24 protein-coding genes and 1 riboswitch are annotated in these 22,513 nt (G+C 71.4%); of the genes, 10 read left to right on the forward strand and 14 right to left on the reverse strand.

Annotation, left to right across the window (positions count from 1 at the left end; genetic code table 11):
* Positions 1–2,013: an adenylate/guanylate cyclase domain-containing protein gene (locus tag AB0J71_RS36615; RefSeq protein ID WP_352320486.1), complete on the reverse strand. Its 2,013-nt coding sequence runs from the start codon at positions 2,011–2,013 to the stop codon at positions 1–3.
* 196 nt (positions 2,014–2,209) lie between these two features.
* On the opposite strand from AB0J71_RS36615, the gene AB0J71_RS36620 reads away from it, so the two are divergent.
* Complete coding sequence (locus AB0J71_RS36620; RefSeq protein ID WP_364418507.1) at positions 2,210–3,097, forward strand: hypothetical protein; 888 nt, start codon at positions 2,210–2,212, stop codon at positions 3,095–3,097.
* Between the two features lie 123 nt (positions 3,098–3,220).
* Here AB0J71_RS36620 and purL read toward each other — a convergent pair whose 3' ends face one another.
* The 4 genes from purL to purS all read right to left on the reverse strand — a co-directional run bounded on the left by purL (position 3,221) and on the right by purS (position 7,161).
* On the reverse strand, positions 3,221–5,473 hold the full coding sequence (purL, locus tag AB0J71_RS36625) for a phosphoribosylformylglycinamidine synthase subunit PurL (RefSeq protein ID WP_352320490.1): 2,253 nt from the start codon (positions 5,471–5,473) through the stop codon (positions 3,221–3,223).
* Complete coding sequence (gene purQ, locus AB0J71_RS36630; RefSeq protein ID WP_352320492.1) at positions 5,470–6,153, reverse strand: phosphoribosylformylglycinamidine synthase subunit PurQ; 684 nt, start codon at positions 6,151–6,153, stop codon at positions 5,470–5,472. The genes purL and purQ overlap by 4 nt, the downstream gene beginning before the upstream one ends.
* Positions 6,154–6,304: 151 nt before the next feature.
* On the reverse strand, positions 6,305–6,694 hold the full coding sequence (locus AB0J71_RS36635; protein WP_352320494.1) for an ATP-binding protein: 390 nt from the start codon (positions 6,692–6,694) through the stop codon (positions 6,305–6,307).
* 221 nt (positions 6,695–6,915) lie between these two features.
* The gene (purS, locus tag AB0J71_RS36640; protein WP_352320496.1) at positions 6,916–7,161 is read right to left on the reverse strand and encodes a phosphoribosylformylglycinamidine synthase subunit PurS; all 246 of its coding nucleotides are present in this window, start codon (positions 7,159–7,161) and stop codon (positions 6,916–6,918) included.
* 228 nt (positions 7,162–7,389) lie between these two features.
* Here purS and pdhA point away from each other — a divergent pair, with 228 nt between their 5' ends.
* From pdhA to AB0J71_RS36655, 3 genes are read left to right on the forward strand one after another with little or no spacing between them, the layout of a single operon-like run.
* Complete coding sequence (gene pdhA, locus AB0J71_RS36645; RefSeq protein ID WP_352320498.1) at positions 7,390–8,481, forward strand: pyruvate dehydrogenase (acetyl-transferring) E1 component subunit alpha; 1,092 nt, start codon at positions 7,390–7,392, stop codon at positions 8,479–8,481.
* Positions 8,478–9,458: an alpha-ketoacid dehydrogenase subunit beta gene (locus tag AB0J71_RS36650; RefSeq protein ID WP_352320500.1), complete on the forward strand. Its 981-nt coding sequence runs from the start codon at positions 8,478–8,480 to the stop codon at positions 9,456–9,458. The genes pdhA and AB0J71_RS36650 overlap by 4 nt, the downstream gene beginning before the upstream one ends.
* A 17-nt stretch (positions 9,459–9,475) precedes the next feature.
* The gene (locus tag AB0J71_RS36655; protein ID WP_364418509.1) at positions 9,476–11,008 is read left to right on the forward strand and encodes a dihydrolipoamide acetyltransferase family protein; all 1,533 of its coding nucleotides are present in this window, start codon (positions 9,476–9,478) and stop codon (positions 11,006–11,008) included.
* A gap of 52 nt (positions 11,009–11,060) precedes the next feature.
* Here the strand turns inward: AB0J71_RS36655 and AB0J71_RS36660 are convergent, their stop codons facing one another.
* The 4 genes from AB0J71_RS36660 to AB0J71_RS36675 are packed head-to-tail and all read right to left on the reverse strand — an operon-like array spanning position 11,061 to position 14,816.
* Positions 11,061–12,245: an adenylosuccinate synthetase gene (locus AB0J71_RS36660; RefSeq protein ID WP_352320503.1), complete on the reverse strand. Its 1,185-nt coding sequence runs from the start codon at positions 12,243–12,245 to the stop codon at positions 11,061–11,063.
* Positions 12,242–13,222 carry a hypothetical protein gene (locus AB0J71_RS36665; RefSeq protein ID WP_364418511.1) on the reverse strand — a complete coding sequence of 327 codons (981 nt, stop codon included), beginning with the start codon at positions 13,220–13,222 and terminating at the stop codon, positions 12,242–12,244. The genes AB0J71_RS36660 and AB0J71_RS36665 overlap by 4 nt, the downstream gene beginning before the upstream one ends.
* Positions 13,223–13,233: 11 nt before the next feature.
* Positions 13,234–14,088, reverse strand: coding sequence for a molecular chaperone DnaJ (locus AB0J71_RS36670; protein ID WP_364418513.1), 855 nt, complete (start codon positions 14,086–14,088; stop codon positions 13,234–13,236).
* Positions 14,085–14,816, reverse strand: a complete 732-nt coding sequence (locus AB0J71_RS36675; protein ID WP_364418515.1) for an NUDIX hydrolase — start codon at positions 14,814–14,816, stop codon at positions 14,085–14,087. The genes AB0J71_RS36670 and AB0J71_RS36675 overlap by 4 nt, the downstream gene beginning before the upstream one ends.
* A gap of 79 nt (positions 14,817–14,895) precedes the next feature.
* Here AB0J71_RS36675 and AB0J71_RS36680 point away from each other — a divergent pair, with 79 nt between their 5' ends.
* Positions 14,896–15,189 carry a Dabb family protein gene (locus tag AB0J71_RS36680; RefSeq protein WP_352320511.1) on the forward strand — a complete coding sequence of 98 codons (294 nt, stop codon included), beginning with the start codon at positions 14,896–14,898 and terminating at the stop codon, positions 15,187–15,189.
* Positions 15,190–15,205: 16 nt separating this feature from the next.
* On the opposite strand, the gene AB0J71_RS36685 is transcribed toward AB0J71_RS36680, so the two are convergent.
* The 3 genes from AB0J71_RS36685 to AB0J71_RS36695 all read right to left on the reverse strand — a co-directional run bounded on the left by AB0J71_RS36685 (position 15,206) and on the right by AB0J71_RS36695 (position 18,313).
* Positions 15,206–15,430 (reverse strand): hypothetical protein, encoded by a 225-nt coding sequence (locus AB0J71_RS36685; RefSeq protein ID WP_352320513.1) that lies wholly within the window; start codon positions 15,428–15,430, stop codon positions 15,206–15,208.
* A 71-nt stretch (positions 15,431–15,501) separates the two neighbouring features.
* On the reverse strand, positions 15,502–16,440 hold the full coding sequence (locus AB0J71_RS36690; RefSeq protein WP_364418517.1) for an MBL fold metallo-hydrolase: 939 nt from the start codon (positions 16,438–16,440) through the stop codon (positions 15,502–15,504).
* Positions 16,441–16,507: 67 nt separating this feature from the next.
* Complete coding sequence (locus AB0J71_RS36695) at positions 16,508–18,313, reverse strand: acyl-CoA dehydrogenase (protein ID WP_352320516.1); 1,806 nt, start codon at positions 18,311–18,313, stop codon at positions 16,508–16,510.
* A gap of 103 nt (positions 18,314–18,416) precedes the next feature.
* On the opposite strand from AB0J71_RS36695, the gene AB0J71_RS36700 reads away from it, so the two are divergent.
* From AB0J71_RS36700 to AB0J71_RS36715, 4 genes are all read left to right on the forward strand, one after another.
* Positions 18,417–19,214, forward strand: coding sequence for a methyltransferase domain-containing protein (locus tag AB0J71_RS36700; protein WP_352320517.1), 798 nt, complete (start codon positions 18,417–18,419; stop codon positions 19,212–19,214).
* A 10-nt stretch (positions 19,215–19,224) separates the two neighbouring features.
* A riboswitch (guanidine-III (ykkC-III) riboswitch) is annotated at positions 19,225–19,298 on the forward strand.
* Between the two features lie 32 nt (positions 19,299–19,330).
* The gene (locus AB0J71_RS36705; protein WP_352320519.1) at positions 19,331–19,651 is read left to right on the forward strand and encodes a multidrug efflux SMR transporter; all 321 of its coding nucleotides are present in this window, start codon (positions 19,331–19,333) and stop codon (positions 19,649–19,651) included.
* Positions 19,652–19,655: 4 nt separating this feature from the next.
* Positions 19,656–20,039, forward strand: coding sequence for a VOC family protein (locus AB0J71_RS36710; protein ID WP_364418519.1), 384 nt, complete (start codon positions 19,656–19,658; stop codon positions 20,037–20,039).
* A 169-nt stretch (positions 20,040–20,208) separates the two neighbouring features.
* Positions 20,209–20,481: a hypothetical protein gene (locus AB0J71_RS36715; protein WP_364418521.1), complete on the forward strand. Its 273-nt coding sequence runs from the start codon at positions 20,209–20,211 to the stop codon at positions 20,479–20,481.
* On the opposite strand, the gene AB0J71_RS36720 is transcribed toward AB0J71_RS36715, so the two are convergent.
* Positions 20,447–20,896 (reverse strand): hypothetical protein, encoded by a 450-nt coding sequence (locus AB0J71_RS36720; protein WP_352320523.1) that lies wholly within the window; start codon positions 20,894–20,896, stop codon positions 20,447–20,449. The genes AB0J71_RS36715 and AB0J71_RS36720 overlap by 35 nt on opposite strands.
* 75 nt (positions 20,897–20,971) lie before the next feature.
* On the opposite strand from AB0J71_RS36720, the gene AB0J71_RS36725 reads away from it, so the two are divergent.
* Complete coding sequence (locus tag AB0J71_RS36725; RefSeq protein WP_364418523.1) at positions 20,972–21,898, forward strand: GNAT family N-acetyltransferase; 927 nt, start codon at positions 20,972–20,974, stop codon at positions 21,896–21,898.
* On the opposite strand, the gene AB0J71_RS36730 is transcribed toward AB0J71_RS36725, so the two are convergent.
* The gene (locus tag AB0J71_RS36730; protein WP_352320527.1) at positions 21,887–22,438 is read right to left on the reverse strand and encodes a helix-turn-helix transcriptional regulator; all 552 of its coding nucleotides are present in this window, start codon (positions 22,436–22,438) and stop codon (positions 21,887–21,889) included. The two genes, AB0J71_RS36725 and AB0J71_RS36730, sit on opposite strands and share 12 nt — an antisense overlap.
* Positions 22,439–22,513: the final 75 nt, after the last annotated feature.

Here is a 22,513-nt window from a genome sequence, read left to right on the forward strand (position 1 = left end):
CTATGGCATTCCAGTCAGAACGTACGCGGCCACGAGTTCTTCCTTGCCCTTCAGGCTGAGCCGTCCGAGGGCGTTCACCGAGGCGTCGCGGCCGAGCTGTCTGAGCGTCGTCTCGCCGATCACCACGGTCCCCGGCTCGGCCAGGGCCTGGAGCCTGGCGGCCACGTTGACGCAGTCGCCCATCGCGTTGAAGCCGCGTAACTCGGGGCTGCCGATGTTGCCGACCAGCGCGGGGCCGGTGTTGACGCCCACCCGGAAGGTCGGCCACTCCACGTCGTCCGCGCGTTTCCAGGCCATCTCCTCGGCCACCTCGGCGGCGGCCCGCTGCATCTCCAGCGCGGCCCGGCAGGCCGCCCTGGCGTGACCGGCCTGCGGGGCGGGCGCGTTGAACAGGGCCAGCATCGCGTCGCCGACGAACTGCACGATCGTGCCGCCGTTGTTCAGCACGCACGGGACGGCGGCCGTGTGGTAGCGGTTGAGCATCTCGACGATCTCGCCGGGCGTGACCTGCTCGGAGAACGAGGTGAACCCCTTGAGGTCGGCGAAGAGCGCGGTCAGCTCCCGCAACTCGCCGCCGAGCGCCGCCCGCGCCGGGTCGGCGAGCAGGGCGTTGGCCACGTCGGGCGACATGTACTGGCGGAAGAGGGTGTCCAGCTCCTGGTAGAGGCGGGCGTTCTCCAGCGAGATGGACAACTGGCCGGCGAGCGTGGCGGCCAGCGCCTCGTCGTGGCCGCTGCGGCCCACCGGCACCTCCAGCACGCCGGCCAGGCGGCCCCTGACCGTGAGCGGGTAGGCCAGCCGGTGGTCGCGGCGGATCGGGCCGTCGCCCTCGAACTCGTACGCGCGGGAGCCGATCTGGGTCTTCCCCTCCGACACCAGCGCGATCTTGACGTCTCCGTACGCCTGCCTGACCCGGTCGAGCGCGGTGGTCAGCAGCTCGCCCTCCGGCAGGCCCACGCGGGTCTGCGCGCTCACCGCCACCAGCGCGGCCAGCCGCTCCGACAACTCCCGCTCGTGGGCCAGCGCCGTCCCGGCCCGGTCGAGCACGGCGGCCTGGCTCTCGTTCAGCCGGAACTTGCCCGACAACCGGGCCGCGGCCAGCGGCTCGCCCCGGCGTACGTGCTCGACCAGCTCCTCCAGGGCCTGGTCGTAGTCCTGCTGGAGGCGGGCGACGGTCGCCGCCAGCGTCACCGAGTCGAACAGCCCCGCGCTCGACCCCTCCCGCCGGAACTGCAGGTAGGCGCTGTAGGCCACGAACACGAAGGCGAGGGTGAGCAGCACGTGCCACTCCCACCACGTCAGGTGCCAGTTGTGCTGCGACATCCCGGCGACCATCGCCTCGGCCAGCAGCGCGTACGCGGTGATCAGGCTGACCAGCATGGCCGAGGGACGGCGGCGGTGGAGCAGGAACATCAGCACGCCGGCCGCGCCGTACAGCAGGACGCCGGGGATCGAGGCCGCGCCCAGCCAGCTCATCGGCGCGACCGGCGGCGGCCGGCTGAGCTCGGTCAGCTCGGGCACCAACGACACCAGCGCCCACAACAGCATGAACCCGAACAACATCGCCCGGACGAAGTGCTGCGCCGCCAGGACGCTCCTGGCGGCCCGCTCGCCCAGCGGCAGGGCCGAGGCGAACGCGAACATCGAGGCGATCGTGAGCCCCACCTGCTGCCCGAGGTCGAAGCCCAGCGAGCCGGTCGGCAGGATGATCCCCGGCGTGGCCAGGCCGTGCAGGAGGAAGAACCCCGCGCTGCTGAGGAACACCATGGAGACCAGGAACAGCCGGGCGTCCTGACGGCGGCGCGCGGCCTCGGTGATCAGCCCGCCGAGCGCCACGTTGATCCCGGCCACCGCGAGGATCATCCAGAAGTGGCTCGCGTTGTGCTGCCAGACGACGTTGAGATGCGGCTGGGAGAGCAGCAACCAGAGCCCCAGCAGGGGAAGGGCGAGATGGATGACCCAGACCACGCCTCGGACGGGCTGCGTGGCCGGCGGCAGGTAGGTGCTGGGCACAGACCCGATTATGCACGCGGGATCGCCGCCGCCAATGCGTCCTTTTACCCACTGTGACGGCGACAGTCGGTCAATCCGGTCAGTAACCCTCCGTTTCGTGACATATACGTTATGTAGTTTCTGCCAACCGTTGGAACGGTTGAAACGTGAATCTCATGCAGCACATGAGCATCACTTGTTCCCTGGAAGGAAAGCCGTGGCTATCAACGTTCGCGGTGGGCGTACGCTCACCCTCGCCACTGTCGGAGCGCTCGCCGCCTCGCTCCTCGCCGTCGGTGGCGTGGCCACCGCCTCGTCGGCGGCGAGCGAGGTGTACGCCTGCGTGCACAAGAAGACGCGGTACGTCCGCATCGTCAACCCGACCACGCCGTGCCGCAAGACCGAAGAGCGCGTGGTGATCGGCGGCAGCACGACGCAGCTGAACGGCGGCACGTCCGGCCCCAAGGGCGACCAGGGACCCCAGGGCCCGCAGGGTCCGCAGGGCCCCCGCGGTGAGAACGGTCACACGGGCCCCCAGGGCAAGCCGGGCCTCCCGGGCAAGGACGGCAAGGACGGCCTTCCCGGCAAGGACGGCAAGGACGGCGAGCGCGGCCCAGCCGGCCCCCAGGGCCCGAAGGGCGACGACGGCAAGGACGGCAAGGACGGCCTCCCCGGCAAGAACGGCCAGGACGGCCAGGACGGCAAGCAGGGCCTGCCGGGCAAGGACGGCAAGGACGGCAAGGATGGCGAGCGCGGCCCGGCGGGCCCCCAGGGCCCGAAGGGCGACGACGGCAAGCAGGGCCCGCAGGGCCCCAAGGGTGAGCCCGGCAAGGACGGCGCCGGCGTCACCTACGCCACCTACACCAACAGCGCCACCATCAACGGCCTCGGCTCGGTGACCGCCTCCTGCAACAACGGCGGCAACCCCACCGGCGGCGGCTTCTCCTTCAGCACCCTGAAGAACGCCGAAGTCCTGGGCAGCTACCCCGGCGACAGCGGCTGGACGGTGACCGTCGCCAAGGACGACAACGGCGGCAACGACCACGGCGCCAACGGCACCAGCGTCTCCGGCAAGGTGTACGTCGTCTGCATCAAGAAGGTCTGACGATCAAGCAGGTCTGACGGCCAAGCAGGTTTGACGGCCAAGCAGGTCTGACGGCCGAGAAGGTCTGACGATGCTGAAAGGGCCGGTGCGGGGTCACCCCGCACCGGCCCTTCTCGTTCGACGTCAGCCGAACAGCGCCGGCAGCGTCGCCGAGTGGGTCTCGCGGAGCTCCTCGACCCCCACCTCGAACACGCCCTCGACCACCAGCGACGCCCCGCCGGTGACCCCGAGCCCGTAGCACGGCACCTCGTGCCGCCCGCACAGCGCCGCGAACTCCTCGAACGCCTCCGGCCGCACCACGACCAGGGCCCGCGCCGCCGACTCGCTGAACAGGTCGGTGAACGGCTCGCCGCTCAGCGCGACGGTGGCCCCGATGCCGCGGGCCAGGCACGACTCGGCCAGCGCCACGGCCAGCCCGCCGTCGGACAGGTCGTGCGACCCCTCCAGCAGCCCGCGGGCGGCGGCCTCGACCAGCACGGTCGCCAGCGCCTGCTCGGCCTCCAGGTCGGCGTGCGGCGGCAGGCCGCCCAGGTGGCGGTGGGCCACGTGCGCCCACTCGGAGCCGCCGAACTCCTCGGCGGTGTCGCCGAGCAGCACCACCCGCAGCCCCTCGGCGGTGAACCCGGACGGCACCCGCTTGGCCACGTCGTCGATGACGCCGAGCACGCCCACGACCGGCGTGGGGTTGATGGCGGTCGAGCCCGTCTGGTTGTAGAAGGAGACGTTCCCGCCGGTCACCGGCACGCCGAGGGTGCGGCAGGCGTCGGCGAGCCCGCGTACGGCCTCGGCGAACTGCCACATCACCTCGGGGTCCTCCGGCGAGCCGAAGTTGAGGCAGTTGGTGACGGCCAGCGGCTTGGCGCCGGTCACGGCCACGTTCCGGTACGCCTCGGCCAGCGCCAGCTGCGCCCCCGCGTAGGGGTCGAGCTTGGCGTAACGGCCGTTGCCGTCGGTGGACAGCGCGATGCCCCGGGTCGTCGGCTCGGCCCCGGCGATGGCCTCGGAGATGCGCAGCATCCCGGCGTCGGCGGGCTGGGCCAGCACGGTGTTGGAGCGGACGTAGCGGTCGTACTGGGAGGTCACCCACTCCTTGGAGGCCAGGTTGGGCGAGCCGAGGAGCTGCAGCAGGGTGGCCCGCAGGTCGTCGGGGCGCGCCAGCCGGTCGGTGGTGTCGGCGTTGAGCGCGGCCTGCCCGGCCGGCTCGTGGTAGGGACGCTCGTAGACCGGGCCCTCGTCGGCGGCGGTGCCCGGCGGGATGTCCACGATGACCTCGCCGTCCCAGGTCATGACCAGGCGGCCGGTGTCGGTGACCTCGCCGATGACGGTGGCCGGGACGTCCCACTTGGCGCAGATCGCCATGAACGCGGGGATGTCGTCGGGCCGGACCACGGCCATCATCCGCTCCTGGGACTCGCTCATCAGGATCTCCTCGGGCTTGAGCGAGGAGTCGCGGAGCGGGACCAGGTTGAGGTCGACCTTCATGCCGCCGGTGCCCTTGGCGGCCAGCTCGGTCGTGGCGCAGGAGACGCCCGCCGCGCCGAGGTCCTGGATGCCGACGACCACGTCGGCCGCGTAGAGCTCCAGGCAGCACTCGATGAGCAGCTTCTCCATGAACGGGTCGCCCACCTGCACGGCGGGCCGCTTGGCCTGCGACTCGTCCTCGAACGTCGCCGAGGCCAGCACGGACGCGCCGCCGATGCCGTCGGGACCCGTGGACGCGCCGAACAGCACGACCTGGTTGCCCGGCCCCGGCGCGGTGGCCAGCTTGATCTGGTCTTTGCGCAGCAGGCCGACGCACAGCGCGTTGACCAGGGGATTGCCGATGTAGCAGGGGTCGAAGACGACCTCGCCGCCGATGTTGGGCAGGCCCAGGCAGTTGCCGTAGTGGCTGATGCCCTCGACCACGCCGGGCAGCACCCGCCGGGTGTCGACGGCGTCGGCGCCGCCGAAGCGCAGCGCGTCCATGACGGCGATCGGGCGGGCGCCCATCGACATGATGTCGCGCACGATCCCGCCGACGCCGGTGGCCGCGCCCTGGTGCGGCTCGACGTAGGACGGGTGGTTGTGCGACTCGATCTTGAACGTGGCCGCCCAGCCGTCGCCGATGTCGACGACGCCCGCGTTCTCGCCCATGCCCACCAGCAGCGCCTCGGACTTGGGCGCCTTGGTGGCGAACTGCCGCAGATGCACCTTGGACGACTTGTACGAGCAGTGCTCCGACCACATGACGCTGTAGATGGCCAGCTCGGAGCCGGTGGGACGGCGACCCAGGATCTCCTTGACCCGGTCGTACTCGTCCTGCTTCATCCCCAGCTCGGCGAAGGGCATCGGCTCGTCGGGGGTCTCGGCGGCCCGCTTGACGTTGTCGGTGCTCATGCGTTCACCAGATTCCTCAGGATGGACGTGAAGAAGCCGAGCCCGTCGGTGCTCGGCGCGCCGACCAGTTCCTCCACGGCGTGCTCGGGGTGCGGCATGAGGCCGACCACGTTGCCCGCCTCGTTGCGGATGCCGGCGATGTCGTTGAGCGAGCCGTTGGGGTTGCCCCCGGCGTAGCGCACGACGACGTGGCCGCCGGACTCCAGCTCGGCCAGCGTCTCCGCGGAGGCGACGTAACGGCCCTCGCCGTGCTTGACCGGCAGCACGATCTCCTGGCCGCGCTCGAAGGAGCCGGTCCAGGCGGTGGCGGTCTGCTCCACCGTGAGCCGCTGGTCGCGGCAGACGTAGTGGAGCGAGGCGTTGCGGGTGAGCGCGCCGGGCAGCAGGTGGGCCTCGCAGAGGATCTGGAAGCCGTTGCAGGTGCCGATGACCGGCAGACCGGCCCTGGCGGCCGGGACGAGCTCGTCCATCAGCGGGGCGAACTTGGAGATCGCGCCGCAACGCAGGTAGTCGCCGTAGGAGAAGCCGCCGGGCAGGAAGACGGCGTCGACTCCCTTCAGGTCGTGGTCGGCGTGCCACAGCGGGACCGCCTGCGCGCCCACGAGGCGCACGGCTCTGGCGGCGTCCTGGTCGTCGAGAGTTCCTGGAAACGTGACTACGCCCACACGGGCAGCGCTCATGACAGTCGTCCCCTCCGAGGAATGCGCACGCGCGTGCCACCGTCTCTTTGGGGGCGGACGGCGGTCTACGGCGGTGTACTCAGATTATCGGGTGCACGGCTGTGTTCCGGGCAGCGGGTCGGGACGCGCTCAGGCGGCGCTCAGATGACGCTCAGACGGCGGCCAGCTCGCGGTGACGGGCGCCCTCGGCCTCGTCGTCCCAGGCGAGCATCTTGCGCAGGTGGACCGTGGTGCCGCGGCCGGGCGTGGTGCCGAAGGAGATCTCGTCCACCACGGACCGCATGATGAGCAGGCCGCGGCCGTTCTCGGTGTCGGGCGGAGGGAAGTGCAGCGGCATCGACGGGAGGCCGTCGCCGCTGTCGGCGACGCGCACGTCGCAGCGGCCGTAGCCGATCGACGCCGAGACCTCGTAACGGTTGGCGGGGCCGCCGTGTCGCACCGCGTTGGAGCACGCCTCGGAGACGGCGAGCAGCATGTCGGCGATGCAGGTCTCACTCACGTTGAGTGAGCGCATCGCGTCGCCAAGCACTCGCCTGACCATCGGTATGCCGATCGCATCCCGAGGCAGCGCCAACGAGAACTCAATATCCACCGGACTCCTCCGGGCTCCGGAATGTCACCTGGAGTAGGTTTCCCTGTGAAATCGGGGCTAACCGCAAAATCACGTTGTTGTTATTTAGTGTTGGCACGCCCGTGGCATTGTGGCATGCCCGAACGCGACTTTAACTCACCAGGGGTAAAACCAGGCATCAAATGTGCCTTCTACCCCTCAACCCGGACGCTGTAGTCCTCGATCACGGTGTTGGCCAGGAGTGTCTCGGCCATCTTCCGTACCTCGTCGAGAGCCGCCTCGTCGGCCGGGCCCTCCAGCTCGACCTCGAACCGCTTGCCCTGACGGACCGCCGAGACGCCGGAGAAACCGAGCCTGGGCAGCGCTCTGGCGATGGCCTGGCCCTGCGGGTCGAGGATCTCGGGCTTGAGCATGACGTCGACGATGACGCGCGCCACTACGTTCCTCCTGGGTGGAGTGGGTGCTTGGGAAAGCAAGCCTACCGGCGCGCATGGCCGTCAACACAACGGGAACGGGGAGGACATGGGGCTTGCGCGGAGGGCTGTGACGTCTGCCACGATGTCCCCAAACGCGTATGAACCACCACCACATGGTTCGCACGCACACACGGCTGGCCTCAGGTGGCGACCCCATCGACACCGGCCCCGACCGCACAGGAGCGGCACGTGACAGTCGACGCCTCTCGTGGTGCCGAAGCACCCCCTGAGCTCGTGCAGTTGCTCACCCCCGAGGGAGTGAGGGTCGAGCATCCCGACTACGACATAGACCTGACGGCCGAAGAGGTCAGGTCGCTCTACCGCGACCTGGTGCTCGTCCGGCGCATCGACCTGGAGGCCGTGGCGCTGCAGCGTCAGGGCGAGCTGGGCATCTGGGCCTCGCTGCTCGGCCAGGAGGCCGCCCAGATCGGCTCGGGCCGCGCGCTCACCGACTCCGACATGGCCTTCCCCACCTACCGCGAGCACGGCGTCGCCTGGTGCCGCGACGTCGACCCGGTGAAGCTGCTCGGCCTGTTCAGGGGCGTCAACCACGGGGGCTGGGACCCCGAGGAGCACAACTTCCACCTGTACACGATCGTGATCGGCAGCCAGACCCTGCACGCGGTCGGCTACGCCATGGGCATCCAGCGCGACGACGCCTCCGCCGCCACGATCGTCTACTTCGGCGACGGCGCCACCAGCCAGGGCGACGTGAACGAGTCGTTCATCTGGGCCAGCGTGTTCAACGCGCCCGTCGTCTTCTTCTGCCAGAACAACCAGTGGGCCATCTCCGAGCCGCTGGAGAAGCAGAGCCGCATCCCCCTCTACCGCCGGGCCTCGGGCTTCGGCTTCCCGGGCATCAGGGTCGACGGCAACGACGTGTTCGCCTGCCTCGCGGTGACCAGGAAGGCGCTCGAAGCCGCCCGCACGGGCCAGGGGCCGACGCTGATCGAGGCGTTCACGTATCGGATGGGCGCCCACACCACGACCGACGACCCGACCCGCTACCGGGTGGCCAGCGAGCTGGAGGCGTGGAAGCTGAAGGACCCGATCGAGCGGGTCAAGTCGTACCTGTTCCGCAACGAGCTGGCCGATCAGGGCTTCTTCGACGCCGTGACCGCCGAGGCCGACCAGCTCGGCGCCGACCTGCGCAGGCGGTGCCTGGCGATGCCCGACCCCGAGCCGCTCGATATCTTCGACCACGTCTATCGCGAGCCCCACGCGCTCATCGACGGAGAGCGCGCTCAGTTCGCAGCCTACTTGGAGGGCTTCGAGAAATGACGGTGTTGAGCCTGTCCAAGGCGCTTAACGAGGGCATGCGCCGCGCCATGGAGGACGACCCCAAGGTCCTCATCATGGGCGAGGACGTCGGCAAGCTCGGCGGCGTGTTCCGCGTCACCGACGGCCTGCAGAAGGACTTCGGCGAGGACCGGGTCATCGACACGCCGCTCGCCGAGTCCGGCATCATCGGAACCGCGATCGGCCTGGCGCTGCGCGGCTACCGGCCGGTGTGCGAGATCCAGTTCGACGGGTTCGTGTTCCCGGCGGCCGACCAGATCATCACGCAGCTCGCCAAGATGCCGATGCGCTCGCTCGGCGCGATCAAGCTGCCCGTCGTCGTGCGCATCCCGTGCGGCGGCGGCATCGGCGCGGTCGAGCACCACAGCGAGTCGCCCGAGGCGTACTTCGCGCACACGGCCGGCCTGCGCGTGGTGGCCTGCTCCAACCCGGCCGACGCCTACACCATGATCCAGCAGGCCATCCGGAGCGACGACCCGGTCATCTTCTTCGAGCCGAAACGCCGCTACTGGGAGAAGGCCGACATCGACACGGCCTCGACCGACTGGTGGACGCCGTTCGACAAGGCCACGGTCGTACGGCCCGGCTCCGACGTCACGCTGCTGGCCTACGGCCCGATGGTCAAGACCTGCCTGGAGGCCGCCGCCGCCGCCGAGGACGACGGCCGCTCGCTGGAGGTGATCGACCTGCGCTCGCTCAACCCGCTGGACGAGCCGCTGGTCATGGAGTCCGTCCGCCGCACCGGCCGGGTGGTCGTGGTCCACGAGGCGCCCGTCTACAGCGGCTTCGGCGCCGAGCTGGCGGCCCGGATCACCGAGCAGTGCTTCTACCACCTGGAGTCGCCCGTCCTGCGGGTCGGCGGCTTCTCCACCCCCTACCCGCCGTCGAAGCTCGAAGAGCACTACCTGCCCGATCTGGACCGGGTGCTGCACGCCGTCGACCGCGCCTTCGGGTTCTGAAAGGGGGACGCGCTTCCATGCGACGCGAGTTCAAGCTCCCCGACGTCGGGGAGGGGCTGACCGAGGCCGAGATCGTCCGCTGGCACGTGCGGCCGGGCGACGAGGTCAAGGTCAACCAGATCGTGGTGGAGATCGAGACCGCCAAGTCCATCGTCGAGCTGCCGATCCCCTGGGACGGCGTGGTCGCGGGCGTGCTGGTCGAGGAGGGCCGCACGGTCGACGTCGGCACGCCGATCGTCGCCGTGGACACCGGCGGCGATGCGGGCGGCCCCGACCAGGGCCCCGCCGGCCAGGGCGTGGCCGACCGGAACCGTGCCGACCAAGGGAGCGCCGACCAGGGCCTCAAGGCGCTGGCCGACGACATGGTCCCCAAGCCGCCGGAGGAGGGCGCGGTCGAGCCCGGCGCCCACGGCAGCCCCGCGCCCAAGGAGGAGCGGCAGGCGGTCCTGGTGGGCTACGGGGTCAAGACCGGCGCCTCCAAGCGCCGTCCCCGCAAGCAGCAGGCGGAGCCGATCCCGGCCGCGCCCGTGGCCAACCCGGCCCGCGTGGAGGTGCCCGGCCCGGCCCCGACGGCCCGCCCGGCCGAGCCCGTCCCCGCCGCCGCGCCGGCCGCCGGCGTGGTCGCCGGTTCCGGCCGCGTGGCCGTGCTGGCCAAGCCGCCGGTCCGCAAGCTGGCCAAGGACCTGGGCGTCGACCTGGCCACGCTCACCGGCACCGGGCCCCAGGGCTCCATCACCCGCGACGACGTGCACGCCGCCGCGCAGGGTGGTCTGCAGGGTGGTCTGCAGGGTGGTCTGCAGGGCGGTCCGCAGGGGGCGCCCGAGCCCGTCCGGCAGGCCGAGCCCCAGCGGCGGGAGGAGCGCGTCCCCGTCAAGGGCGTGCGCAAGATGACCGCCCAGGCGATGGTGGCCAGCGCCTTCACGGCCCCGCACGTCACCGAGTTCCTCCAGGTCGACGTGACGGAGACCATGGAGGCGGTCCGGCGGCTGCGGGCCCTGCCCGACTTCGCCGAGGTCAAGGTCTCTCCGCTGCTCCTGGTCTGCCGGGCCCTGCTCACCGGGGTCAGGCGCTACCCGATGATCAACTCGTCATGGGACGAGGCGGCCCAGGAGATCGTGGTCAAGCACTACGTGAACCTGGGCATCGCCGCCGCCACCCCGCGCGGCCTCGTCGTGCCCAACATCAAGGACGCCCACGCCCTCCCGCTCCCCGAGCTGGCCAGGCAACTGGGCGCGCTGGCGGAGACGGCCAGGGCGGGCCGCACCCAGCCGGCCGAGATGGCCGGCGGGACGATCACCATCACCAACGTGGGCGTGTTCGGCGTCGACGCCGGCACCCCCATCCTCAACCCGGGCGAGTCGGCCATCCTGGCCTTCGGCCAGGTCAGGGACATGCCGTGGGTGGTGGACGGCGAGCTGGCGGTGCGCAAGGTGACCACCCTCGCGCTCAGCTTCGACCACCGGATCGTCGACGGCGAGCTGGGCTCGATGTTCCTGCGCGACGTCGGCGCGATGCTGGAGGACCCGCTCCGCATGCTCGCCTGGGGCTGAAACCGGGCTGAAGCCGGGCGGCGACCGCCGGGAGGACCCCTCTCCCCGGCGGTCACCGCAGGCTCGGCCAGGGCGCCTTCTTGTCCCGCGCGCGGGGGCCGTACGACTCCAGCCACACGGGCGCGCCCACGACATGGGAGACCGCCGCGGGCCAGTCTGATACACCCTCCTCGTAGACCGGCGTCGCCCGCAGCAGCCGGGCCGTACGGTCCGGCTCGGCGAACGTGACGGGCCGGTCGTAGCGCACGCACATGCGGGAGACGTCCGCGTCGAGGTGGGTGAGCGCGAGACCGTCCACGCCGCCGGCCGCCTCGGCCGCGTACCGGTGGGCGACCGCGTCGAAGTGCCCGCGGCGGAAGGACCCCTGCCACGGCCCGGTCACGTTGTGCGGCTCGGGCAGCTCCAGGCCGGGGTCCTCGGTCACCAGCGGGCCGGGGCCGTGCCGGGTGGTGTAGGTCCGCAGCACCCCGAGCCGCGCCGCCCCGGCCCCGTCGAGCAGTTCCAGCGCGTTGGCGAACGTCGTCGTGCTCCACGTGGTGTACGGGTCGAACCCCTGCCGCTCGTCCAGCAGCACGCCCTGTGCGCCCTCGAACACCACCGGCCCCCGCCCGACCAGCCCGGCGGTGTACGACGAGTCCACCAGCCGCACCCGTTCGGCGAACGCCCGGTAGACGGCCACGCAGTCGGCCACCGGCGGCCCCTCGACCCCCAGCGCGTCCCGCAGCGTCTCCCGCAGCACGGTCAGTTTCCGCGTCAGCTCGCGCGGCGGGTCGCCCGCCCGGGGCGCGAGCGCGCCGTGCTCCAGGTGGTACGCCATCGTCTCCCCGACGCCCATCCCGCACGACCCGTGCCGCGCCGCCCCGCGCGCCAGCTCCCGCCTGCGCCCGGCCTCGACGTGGTACGGCGTCGCCAGCAGGCAGTCCCGGTCCACCGTGAGCAGCCCGTAGGGGTCGGGCACGCCGAGCCGCGCCAGGTGCTCCGCCTCGGCCGACAACGCCAGCGGGTCCACCACCACGAACCGCGACAGATGCGTGCGAACCCCCCGGAACGTCCCGGCGCCGAACTGCGCGAACGTGTGGTGCCGCCCGTCGTCCAGGACGACGTTGTGCCCCGCCTGGGCGCCCCCGTTGAACCGGACCACGGCGTGGACGGGCAGCGTGGCGCACGCCCAGTCCACGACCGTGCCCTTGCCGGCGTCGCCGTACCCGAGGTCGACGACGACGAGGTGCTCGTTCACGGCAGGAGCCCGCCCAGCCCGCCGCCCAGCCCGCCGCCGAGCCCGCCGCCGAGCCCGTCGAGCGGCTCGCCGGTGACCACCGTGCCGCGGTCGAGCCTGGCCAGGGCGCGCGACACCGACGCGCCGGCCGTCGAGCCCAGCTCGGCCAGGTCCTCAAGGCCCTCGTCCAGGCCGATCGCGTCCTCGCCGAGCCCGACGGTGAGCGCGATCGTCTCGCACACGGCATCGAGGTCGTCCAGCTCCAGCACGTTCTGGCCGAGCAGGCCGCGCCAGGAGTCCAGCACCTCGGGGTCGCCGGCGTAGCTGGCCCCCTGCGGGAGGATGAAGTAGACGTCGTACTTGCGGGTCAGCTCGGCCACGACGTCGTCCACGCCGAGGGGCGCGGTCAGGCGGTCGCCGACGAGGTCCTTGACGTGGTTCCTGGACACCCGCTGGTAGGGCATCTCGTCGCCGATGACGAACAGGTAGCCGCGCCTGCCGCGCTTCTCGTGGCAGTCGATCGAGGTGTGCCTGGCCATGAAGTACATGGCCAGCTCGTAGGACTCGCGCTTCTGCCCGCCGCCGCCGCCCTCCAGCAGGATCAGGCCGAGCTGGTCGTCCATGCGGTTGTCGGACTCGAACTGGCCGACCTGCAGCGGCGCCCGGTCGCAGGTGGCGTCGCCGATCGCGCCGAACATGATCTGCGGGTCGGTGGCGTACCCCTTGCGCAGCAGCAGTCCGAGCAGGTCGGGCAGGCGGGTCTGCAGCGTGCGGGGGACCGCGCGCATCGAGCCGGTCACGTCGAACAGCACGGCGATGGCCAGCGAGTCGGGGTGCTCGGCCGAGTCGCGGCTCTCCCGCGTCACGCCGAAGGGGTCGAGGTCGGGGTGGACGCGCCGGGCTCCGCCGTCGCTGTAGGCGAAGGCGCTGGAGCCGGTGGCCGCGCGGTAGCGCGCGGCCGAGTCGTAGACGTTCGTGGACCAGATTCCGCTGCCCATGGCAGCCTCCCTCAAAGGTGGAGCGGACGGTACGTACGGGGCCCGTAGAGGTCGTCGAGCAGGTCGTCGAGCTCGCGCAGCAGCTCCCACGCGTCGGACGGCGGCCGCAGCAGGCAGCCCCGGACGAAGGCGCGCATCCGGCGCGGGCGCTCGCCCATCAGGTGGTCGACGCACCGGGTCAGGGCGGCGATGTCGGCGCGTTCGTCGAGCCGGTCGCCGTGGCACCAGTCGACCAGCACGAGCCCGTGGTCGAGGGGATGGACGAGGACGTGGCGGGGGAGCACCGCGCCGTGCGCGACGCCGGCCCGGTGGGCGAGCCCGGCGGCCACGAGCAGCCGCCGCCAGATCCACGCCACGTCGCGGGGGGCGAGCCCGGTGCCGGCGCGTTCGAGGGTGACGAACCCGGCGGGCGCCCGGCTGACCACGTTCGCCTGCCGGACCACCCCGCCGCCGCGGTAGCGGAAGCTTGCGACGAGGCGGGGGACGTACGGCAGGAAGCGCGGGTCACCGTCGGCCGCGATCTTCCGCAGCGCGGCGGCCTCGCGGACCAGCAGCCGGTCGGCGGCCGGGTCGCGGGCCACCTTGAGCAGCGAGTCGCGCTCGGCGCCGCGCCCGGCCGGGTAGAGCACGGCGGTGCCGCCCTTGTGCAGCGGCGGCCCGACCAGGAAGTCGCCGACCCGCTGACCGCGGTGGTAGGTCTCCCAGAGCGCGACCAGCCGCTTGAACGCCTCCTCACCGCCCGGCGCGAGGTCGGGATGCAGCGCCCTGGCCAGCCGCCGGTAGACGCGGGCCGCGGACCCGCCGGCGAAGAGCTCCTGGGCCGATCGCGCGCCCATGACGATCGCCGCCGCCCGCTCGGTGTTCACCGCACCTCCTCCTCCCGGGCGGGCCGCAGCAGCGCGGGGTGGAGCAGCCGGGCGTCGCCCGCCCGGTAGAGCTTGGCCCGCGGCCCGCCCCTGGGGCCGCCGGTCTCGGTGGTCTGGCCGGTGCTCTCGACGAACCCGGGGACGGACAGGACCTTGCGGTGGAAGTTGCCCGCGTGCAGCGGCGTGCCCCACACGGTCTCGTAGATCAGCCGCAGCTCCGAGACGGTGAACTCGGGGCCGGCGAAGGCCGTGGCCAGCGGCGTGTACTCCAGCTTCGACCGGGCCCGCTCGACGCCGTCGGCCAGGATGCGGGCGTGGTCGAAGGCCAGCGGCGGCACGTCGTCGACCGGGTGCCAGACGGCCGCGGCGGCGTCCGTGCCGGGCCGGGGGTCGGGCAGGTCGGGGGCGAAGGCGAGGTAGGAGATCGACACCACCCGCATGCGGGGGTCGCGGCCGGGGCCGCCGTAGCTGGCGAGCTGCTCGATGTGCGCCGGGCGGGTGGCCACGCCGGTCTCCTCGGCCAGCTCGCGCACCGCCGCCTCGGCCAGGTCCTCGTCCGGCTTGATGAAGCCGCCGGGCAGGGCCCAGCGGCCCGCGTACGGCTCCACGCCGCGCTCAACGATCAGGACGTGCAGCCGCCGGTCGCGGATGGTCAGCGCGACCACGTCGACGGTGACCGCGACCGGCGCGTAGAGCCGGGGGTTGTAGCCGGTCAGGAACTCTTCCATCCCCAAGTCCTTCTCAGTTCGAGTCAATCTCGATCTGAGAATAACTCCGCCGACGGGTGTGTGTCGATAGGGTTGGCGCATGATCCGTCACATTGTGCTGTTCACCTGGTCCGACGACGCCACCGACGAGCAGAAGGCCGCGGTCGCGACCGAGCTGCGCAAGCTGCCGGGCGAGATCCCGCAGCTACGGGCGTACACGGTGGGGCCCGACGCGGGCATCACCCAGGGCAACCACGACTTCGCCGTGGTCGCCGACCTCGACAGTGTGGACGACTTCGTGATCTACCGCGACCACCCCCGCCACCAGGCCGTGATCGCGGAGCACATCAAGCCGATCCTGGCGACGCGCGCCGCCGTGCAGCTCAGTCTCTAGAACCCTCTAGAACCCTTTAGAACTCGGGCGGGTGGTTCTCGCGGTGCATCAGCCGGTCTTCGGAGGTGCGTCCGCGCCGGGGCGCGAGCACGATGCTCAGCACGACGCCCACGCCTCCGACGATCATGAAGATGACGCCGATGATGTCCATGTGCACGCTCTGGCCGAACACGTCGGGTTCGATGGCGAACCGCAGGATGGCGCCGAGCGTGAGGAAGAAGATGCTGACCCCGACACCCATGACGACCTCCAGGCAAAGGCGAGATGTGCCCACGGTCATACCCGGGTATCGGTGACCACACCCCCGCCGCGTCAGGCGAGACAGGACAATGGCCGCCCGCCGTTGTAGGCGATCATGTCCTGGACGGCCGCGCCGACGTCGATCGGCGCCCCCGGCGGGCGGCCGTCCAGCTCGGCGTAGGCCCGGTGCAGGTTGCCCACGATCCGTTCGGGGTCGAGCAGCGCGCCCCACTCGCCGAGGTCGGTCTCCCGCGCCGCCTCCAGGGGCGTCCGGCCCGCCGCGTGGCCCCGCCGGGCGGTCTCCTGGACGAACCGCAGGTAGCCCTCGACCCGGTCGTAGACCTCCGGCCCGCACACCTCGCCGTGCCCGGGGACGATCGTCTCCGCGCCCAGCTCCCTGAGCGTGTCCAGGGCGGCGATCGTCCCGGCCACCGAGCCCATCAGGACGAACGGCGTGCCGCCGTTGAAGACCAGGTCGCCGGAGAACAGCACCCGCCGCTCCGGGATCCAGACGATCGAGTCGTTGGTCGTGTGCGCGGCCGGCCCGACGTGCCGCACCTCGCAGCGCAGGTCGTCGGAGTAGAGGGTGACCCCCTCGGAGTACGTCAGGAACGGCGGCGCGACCTCCATCGCCCCCCACACCACCTCCGGCGACCAGGCCCCCCGGTACGCCGGAACGCCGTCGGCCAGGATCTGGGCGCGTACGCCCTCGTGCCCGACGATCGTGGCCTCAGGGAACAGCCAGTTGCCGAAGGTGTGGTCGCCGTGGTGGTGGGTGTTGACCAGCGTGGTGATCGGCCTGCCGCTGACCTTGGCGACGGCTTCTCGCAGGTCGCGGGTGCGGCGCTCGGTCGAGCAGGCGTCCACGCAGATCACGCCGCGCCGCCCGGCCAGGAAGCCGGTGTTGTTGATCCACCAGCTCCCGTCGGGCTGGACGTAGGCGTAGACGCCCTCGCAGACCTCTTCGACGCGCGGCGGGGGCAGGGGGTGGTCATGAGGTGAGGAGCTCATGCCCGGAACCTAACAGCGACGCCCGCCCCCCGGACGGGGAGCGGGCGTCACGGAACGCGGATCACGCTCAGAAGGCCTCTTCGGGAAGCTCCATGAGGTCCTGGCCGGTGGCGGCGAGGACGCGCCGCTCGGCCGCCAGCCTGGGCAGCACGGTCGTGGCGAAGAACGACGCCGCGGCCACCTTGCCCTGGTAGAACGGGTCCTCCGACTCGGCCAGCCGGGCCAGGGCCACCTCGGCCTGGCGCAGCAGCAGCCAGCCGATCACCAGGTCGCCCAGCGCGAGCAGGAACCGGGTGCTGTTCAGGCCGACCTTGTAGACCTCCTCCGGCTTCTCCAGCGAGCCGAGCGCCCAGCCGGCCATGGTGTCGCCCATGACCTTGACGTCGGCGGCGGCCTCGGCGAGCAGCTTGCGCTCCTCCTTGAGCCGGCCGTTGCCCGCCTCGGAGGCGGCGAACTCGTTGATCTCGGCGAGCAGCGCGCCCACCGCGGCGCCCTGGTTGCGCAGGATCTTCCGGAAGAACAGGTCGAGGCCCTGGATCGCGGTGGTGCCCTCGTACAGGGAGTCGATCTTGGCGTCGCGGATGTACTGCTCGATCGGGTAGTCCTGCAGGTAGCCCGAGCCGCCCAGGGTCTGCAGCGAGCGGGCCAGCAGCTCGTACGAGCGCTCCGAGCCGACGCCCTTGACCAGGGGCAGCAGCAGGTCGTTCATGGCCTCCGCGTGCCGGTCCGCCGGGTCGATCAGGAGGGCGTCCTGGAAGGTGGCCGTGTAGAGGACCAGGGCGCGCATGCCCTCGGCGTACGCCTTCTGCAGCATCAGCTCGCGGCGCACGTCCGGGTGGTGGGTGATGGTCACCCGGGGGGCGGACTTGTCGGCCATCTTGGTCAGGTCCGCGCCCTGGTAGCGGGACTTGGCGTAGTCGAGGGCGTTGAGGTAGCCGGTGGAGAGCGTGGCGATGGCCTTGGTGCCGACCATCATGCGGGCGTGCTCGATCACCATGAACATCTGCTTGATGCCCTCGTGCACGTCGCCGACCAGCCAGCCGATCGCCGGGTGCTTGTCGCCGAAGGTGAGCTCGCAGGTCGTGGAGACCTTCAGGCCCATCTTCTTCTCGACGTTGGTGACGTAGGCGCCGTTGCGCTCGCCCAGCTCGCCGGTCTCCAGGTCCACGTGGAACTTGGGCACCAGGAACATCGACAGGCCCTTGGTGCCGGGACCGTGGCCCTCGGGACGGGCCAGAACCAGGTGGAAGATGTTGTCGGCCATGTCGTGCTCGGCGCTGGTGATGAAGCGCTTGACGCCCTCGATGTGCCAGGTGCCGTCGGGCTGCTGGACCGCCCTGGCCCGGCCGGCGCCGACGTCCGAGCCCGCGTCCGGCTCGGTGAGCACCATGGTGGCGCCCCAGTTCTTCTCGATGGCCAGCTCGGCGAAGCGCTTCTGCTCCGGCGTGCCCAGCTTCCACAGGGTGTAGGCGAAGTTCGGGCCGGCGGCGTACATGTACAGGGCCGGGTTGGAGCCGAGCACCATCTCGGCCGTCGCCCAGGCGAGGCTGCGCGGGATGCCGGGGCCGCCCAGCTCGGCGGGCAGGTCGAGGTGCGCCCAGCCGCCGTCCACCAGCGCCTTGAACGACTTCTTGACGCCGGCCGGGACGGTCACCGTGCTCGTCGCGGGGTCGAACACCGGCGGGGTGCGGTCGCCCTCCTCGAAGGAGTCGGCGAGCACGCCGGTCGCCAGCCTGTTGACCTCGTCCAGGATGCTCCGCGCGACGTCCTCGTCCACTTCGCCGAAGGGCCCGGTGCCGAGGATCTCGCGTCGACCGAACACCTCGAAGAGGTTGAATTCCAGGTCACGCACGTTGCTCTTGTAGTGGCCCATGGGTGCAGATCTCCTTGAACCGAGGTCTTCATGTACTGGCCAGTAACCTTACCTGCAATGCTACCCGTGGGTAACCCCGCCCATGCGTGGCATGCTCGACTCCATGGACGCCGAAGAACTCGCCACAAGATGGCGGGAGCGACTGGAATCCTGGGCCATCCCCGAGGAGATCCTGGCCAAGGCTCCGGCCGATCCGTGGAGCCACTCGCCGGAAAGGTTCGCCACGCGGACCGACCGGGCGCTGGCCGAGCCCGACGACGGCCCGACCATGACCCGGCTCGCCGAGGCGCTGCCTGACAAGGGCACGCTGCTCGACGTCGGCTCGGGTCCCGGCGCCGCGTCGCTGCCGCTGCGCGAGCGCATCGGCCACCTCTACGCGGTCGACACCTCCGCGCCGATGCTGGAGGGCCTGAAGGTCAGGGCGATGAACCTCGGCGTGCCCGCCACCACCGTCGAGGGGCGCTGGCCCGACGTGGCCGACCAGGTGCCGGTGGCCGACGTGTCCGTCGCCGCGCACGTGGTCTACAACGTGCCCGACCTGGCGCAGTTCCTCCAGGCGCTCGACAGCCGCACCCGCGGCCGGGTGGTGCTCGAACTGCCCCACCGCCATCCCATGAGCTGGATGACGCCGCTCTGGCAGCACTTCCACGGCGTCGACCGCCCGGTCCGGCCCATCGCGGAGGACTGCGTGGCCCTGGCCGCGGCGCTGGGCTTCCCGGTACGCGTGGAGGAGCGTGAGGCGCCCCTGGAACGTTTCACGACCGTCGAGGAGCTGGCCGAGAGCGCCTGCCGCCGGGTGTGCCTCGACCCGTCCAGGGTGGCGGAGGTGGCCGAGACCGCCGTCGAGCTGGGCATGTGGCCGGTGCCGCGCGATCGGTGGGTCACCGTCTGGTGGGAATGATCCGTTTTGCTCAGCCGTTGTACGAAATGAGCTGACGCTCCCGGACGAGACGCGCCGTACCCGGACACGCCAAGACGACGCACGTACCCGTACGTCTCGTCCTCAGGAGTCTGATCATGGCGTGGATCCTCATCGTGCTGGCCGGCCTGTTCGAGGTGGCCATGGCACTGTCGCTCAAGCTCAGCAACGGCCTCAGCAACCTGTGGTGGACCCTGTCCTTCCTGGCCACGGCCGCCCTCAGCTTCGGGCTGCTCGCCTACGCGCTCAAGTCGCTGGAGGTCGGCACCGCGTACGCCGTGTGGACCGGCATCGGGGCCGTCGGCACCGCGATCCTCGGCATGGTCGCCATGGGCGACGACGTGTCGCCGCTGCGCCTGACCTCGATCGCGCTCATCCTGGCCGGTGTCGTGGGGCTCAATCTGGCTGGTGGACACTAGTGCGATGATTGAGATTCACGCCGTCACCGTCGACGCCGCCGATCCCTACGAGCTCGCGAACTGGTGGAGCCAGGCCACCGGGTGGCCGCTCGGCGAGGGTGACAAGCCGGGCGCCGACGAGGTGATGCTGCGTACGCCGCGCGACCCGTTCCTGCTGTTCATCCGCGTGCCCGAGGCCAAGACGGGCAAGAACCGGGTGCATTTCGACGTCAACGGCACCGAGGGCCGTACGCGTGACGAGGAGGTCGAGCGGCTGCTCGGCCTCGGCGCGACCGTCTTCCAGGACCAGCGCAGGCCCGACGGCACGGGCTGGGTGACCATGCTCGACCCGGAGGGGAACGAGTTCTGCGTGTGCCGGAGCGAGGCGGAGAAGGCCTTGCCGGAATGATGTTCTGTCGGTGAAGCTCGTGGACGGGCTGATGGTGCGCCGTACCGCTGCCCGAGGGTTTCGACGTGCTCGCGGTGGCGGCGTCCACCGGCGAGAAGAGGGAGCGCGCCCGGCGGGCGGGAGCCGACGACGTGATCGGCTACGACGGGCTCAAGGAAGCGGCCAGGGCGTGGTCCGTGGACGTGGCGTCGACCCGGTCGGCGGCGAGCTGTCCGAGCATGCCCTTCGCGGGTTGCGCGAGGGCGGGCGGCTCCTGGTCGTCGGATTCGCCTCGGGCGGGATCGTGAGGCTGCCGGCCAACCAGGTGCTGCTGCGTAACCGGGCCGTGGTGGGCGTCGACTGGGGCGCGTGGTCCATGGGCCACGCCGCGGAGAACCGGGCCATGGACGGCCTGCTGGAGCGGCGGGTCACTGGGAAGATCGTGCTCGTCCCTTCATCGTGAGGGTGAGGATCGCGGCGATCAGGTAGACCAGCGCGCCGTGCCACATCGCCTGCACGGCCGAGCCGAACACGCCCTCGTCGTCGAGCACGAGCTGCACCGGGTAGTCGAGCACCGCCGTGATCGCGGAGGGCAGGAGCGCGAACTTCCACGGGTGCCGCAGCGACCACAGCCGCGCCTGGCGGGTGACGCGGTCGCCCTCGTGCGGCTTGGCGACCGCGCCGATCGCGGCGATCAGCGCGAACAGGCTGATGCCGAGGCCCAGGGCCCAGACCAGGTCACCGCCGCCGGTGACCAGGCCCATCCCGAAGCTGGCGGCCGACACCACGACGCCGCCGATGGCGGCGGTCTTCCAAGGGGCGCCCCGCAGGGCCGCCGCGGACAGTGAGACCTCGTCGCGCCTACTGATTTCGTTCATGTCCTCATGGTGCCGCCGCGGGCCCCCGTGAGGCATCGGGGACGGACCCTGACCTGTCCCTGACATGATTCCCATATGACGGAAATCGCCATTGTGCAGTTGGGGCCGGACGAAGGAGAACGGCTGAGGGACGTCCGGCTGCGGGCGCTGCAGGAGTCACCGGACGCGTTCGGCTCCTCCTACGCGCGCGAGGTCGCGTTCTCCGCAGACGACTGGGCCGATCGGCTGAAGAACCCGCACTCGCGGTGGTGGGTGGCCGAGGACGACGACCTGGGCGACGTCGGCCTGGTGTGCATGCTCCTGGAGGAGACCGGCGCCCACCTGCTGTCCATGTGGGTCGCCCCCGAGGCCAGGGGACGCGGGCTCGCCTCCCGCCTGGTCGACCGGTCCGTCGAGTGGGCCCGTTCGGCCGGGGCCGAGCAGGTGCAGCTCTGGGCCGTCGACCGCAACCACGCCGCCCGCGCGCTCTACGCGGCCAAGGGCTTCGTGCGCAGCGGCAAGGTCATGGCCCTGCCCTCCAACCCGTCCCTGATGGAGTCCCACTACGTGTTGTCCCTGCTGTTCCGCCAGGCCCGCAAGGAGGACGTCCCGGCCATCGTCCGGCTGCTGGCCGACGACCCGCTCGGCGCCGCCCGCGAGGGAGACCCCGACGACACCCGCTACCTGATGGCCTTCGACCGCATCGAGGCCAACCCGCACGACGAGCTCATCGTGGCCGAGCGGGAGGGCGAGGTGGTCGGCACGATGCAGCTCACGTACCTGGCCGGGCTGTCGCGGCTGGGCTCCGAGCGGTGCCAGATCGAGGCCGTCAGGGTGGCCGCCTCGACCCGTGGCCAGGGGCTCGGCGGCAAGATGATCCAGTGGGCCGTCGACCGGGCGCGGGCCAGGGGGTGCGCCGTCGTCCAGCTCACCTCCGACAAGTCGCGTACCGACGCCCACCGCTTCTACGACGCGCTCGGCTTCACCGCCTCCCACGAGGGCTACAAACTCTCACTCGGCTGACGCGGCGTCGGCGAGCTGGGTCAGCATCCAGCGGCACCACTCGGCCCGGTGCCGCTCGTAGCTCAGCCCGCAGCGCAGCGTCGCGTAGCCGCCGAACCCGGGGTCGCCGAAGGCCGGCCGGCCGCCGAACGACGCCTCCTGCCGCTCGTAGTCGGCCAGCCGCTCCTCGTGCGCGGCGAGCTGGTCGGCGAACAGCCGCCGCAGCAGCTCCGGCTCGGCCAGCCACGCCGCGTACGTCTTCAGCACCAGCTCGTCGCGCTCCGGCCGCTCGCGCGGCGGCTCGGTGACCCATGCCCGCAGCGCCGCCAGGCCCTCGGCGGTCAGGTGGTAGACCTTCTTGGCCTGCGGCCCAGGCCCGTGCGCGCTCTCGAACCCGACCAGCCCGGCCGCCCGCAGCTTCTGCAACTCGGCGTGGATCTGGCTGTGGCCGGCCGTCCAGAAGTAGCCGACCGGCCGCCGCATGGCCGCCGCGAGGTCGTATCCGGTGCGATCGCCGCGCGCCAGCACGGCCAGGATCGCGTATCCGAGCGTTGAGGTCATGGTGCGTCCAAGGATATGGTGCTTGCGGCACTATGTCAGTTCAGACATAGTCGGGAGAAGGGCGCGGCGGCCATG

Origin of the sequence: Nonomuraea sp. NPDC049637, from assembly GCF_040675235.1 — a bacterium.
In the GTDB taxonomy this organism is placed as follows: Bacteria; Actinomycetota; Actinomycetes; order Streptosporangiales; family Streptosporangiaceae; genus Nonomuraea.

What these genes read in the sequence shown, in the direction of transcription:
- purL (WP_352320490.1), bottom strand. Translation starts at nt 5,473, where the DNA reads ATGAGCACCGACAACGTCAAGCGGGCCGCCGAGACCCCCGACGAGCCG.
- purQ (WP_352320492.1), bottom strand. Translation starts at nt 6,153, where the DNA reads ATGAGCGCTGCCCGTGTGGGCGTAGTCACGTTTCCAGGAACTCTCGAC.
- AB0J71_RS36635 (WP_352320494.1), bottom strand. Translation starts at nt 6,694, where the DNA reads ATGGTCAGGCGAGTGCTTGGCGACGCGATGCGCTCACTCAACGTGAGT.
- AB0J71_RS36650 (WP_352320500.1), top strand. Translation starts at nt 8,478, where the DNA reads ATGACGGTGTTGAGCCTGTCCAAGGCGCTTAACGAGGGCATGCGCCGC.
- AB0J71_RS36655 (WP_364418509.1), top strand. Translation starts at nt 9,476, where the DNA reads ATGCGACGCGAGTTCAAGCTCCCCGACGTCGGGGAGGGGCTGACCGAG.
- AB0J71_RS36665 (WP_364418511.1), bottom strand. Translation starts at nt 13,222, where the DNA reads ATGGGCAGCGGAATCTGGTCCACGAACGTCTACGACTCGGCCGCGCGC.
- AB0J71_RS36675 (WP_364418515.1), bottom strand. Translation starts at nt 14,816, where the DNA reads ATGGAAGAGTTCCTGACCGGCTACAACCCCCGGCTCTACGCGCCGGTC.
- AB0J71_RS36680 (WP_352320511.1), top strand. Translation starts at nt 14,896, where the DNA reads ATGATCCGTCACATTGTGCTGTTCACCTGGTCCGACGACGCCACCGAC.
- AB0J71_RS36685 (WP_352320513.1), bottom strand. Translation starts at nt 15,430, where the DNA reads ATGGGTGTCGGGGTCAGCATCTTCTTCCTCACGCTCGGCGCCATCCTG.
- AB0J71_RS36690 (WP_364418517.1), bottom strand. Translation starts at nt 16,440, where the DNA reads ATGAGCTCCTCACCTCATGACCACCCCCTGCCCCCGCCGCGCGTCGAA.
- AB0J71_RS36695 (WP_352320516.1), bottom strand. Translation starts at nt 18,313, where the DNA reads ATGGGCCACTACAAGAGCAACGTGCGTGACCTGGAATTCAACCTCTTC.
- AB0J71_RS36700 (WP_352320517.1), top strand. Translation starts at nt 18,417, where the DNA reads ATGGACGCCGAAGAACTCGCCACAAGATGGCGGGAGCGACTGGAATCC.
- AB0J71_RS36705 (WP_352320519.1), top strand. Translation starts at nt 19,331, where the DNA reads ATGGCGTGGATCCTCATCGTGCTGGCCGGCCTGTTCGAGGTGGCCATG.
- AB0J71_RS36710 (WP_364418519.1), top strand. Translation starts at nt 19,656, where the DNA reads ATGATTGAGATTCACGCCGTCACCGTCGACGCCGCCGATCCCTACGAG.
- AB0J71_RS36720 (WP_352320523.1), bottom strand. Translation starts at nt 20,896, where the DNA reads ATGAACGAAATCAGTAGGCGCGACGAGGTCTCACTGTCCGCGGCGGCC.
- AB0J71_RS36725 (WP_364418523.1), top strand. Translation starts at nt 20,972, where the DNA reads ATGACGGAAATCGCCATTGTGCAGTTGGGGCCGGACGAAGGAGAACGG.
- AB0J71_RS36730 (WP_352320527.1), bottom strand. Translation starts at nt 22,438, where the DNA reads ATGACCTCAACGCTCGGATACGCGATCCTGGCCGTGCTGGCGCGCGGC.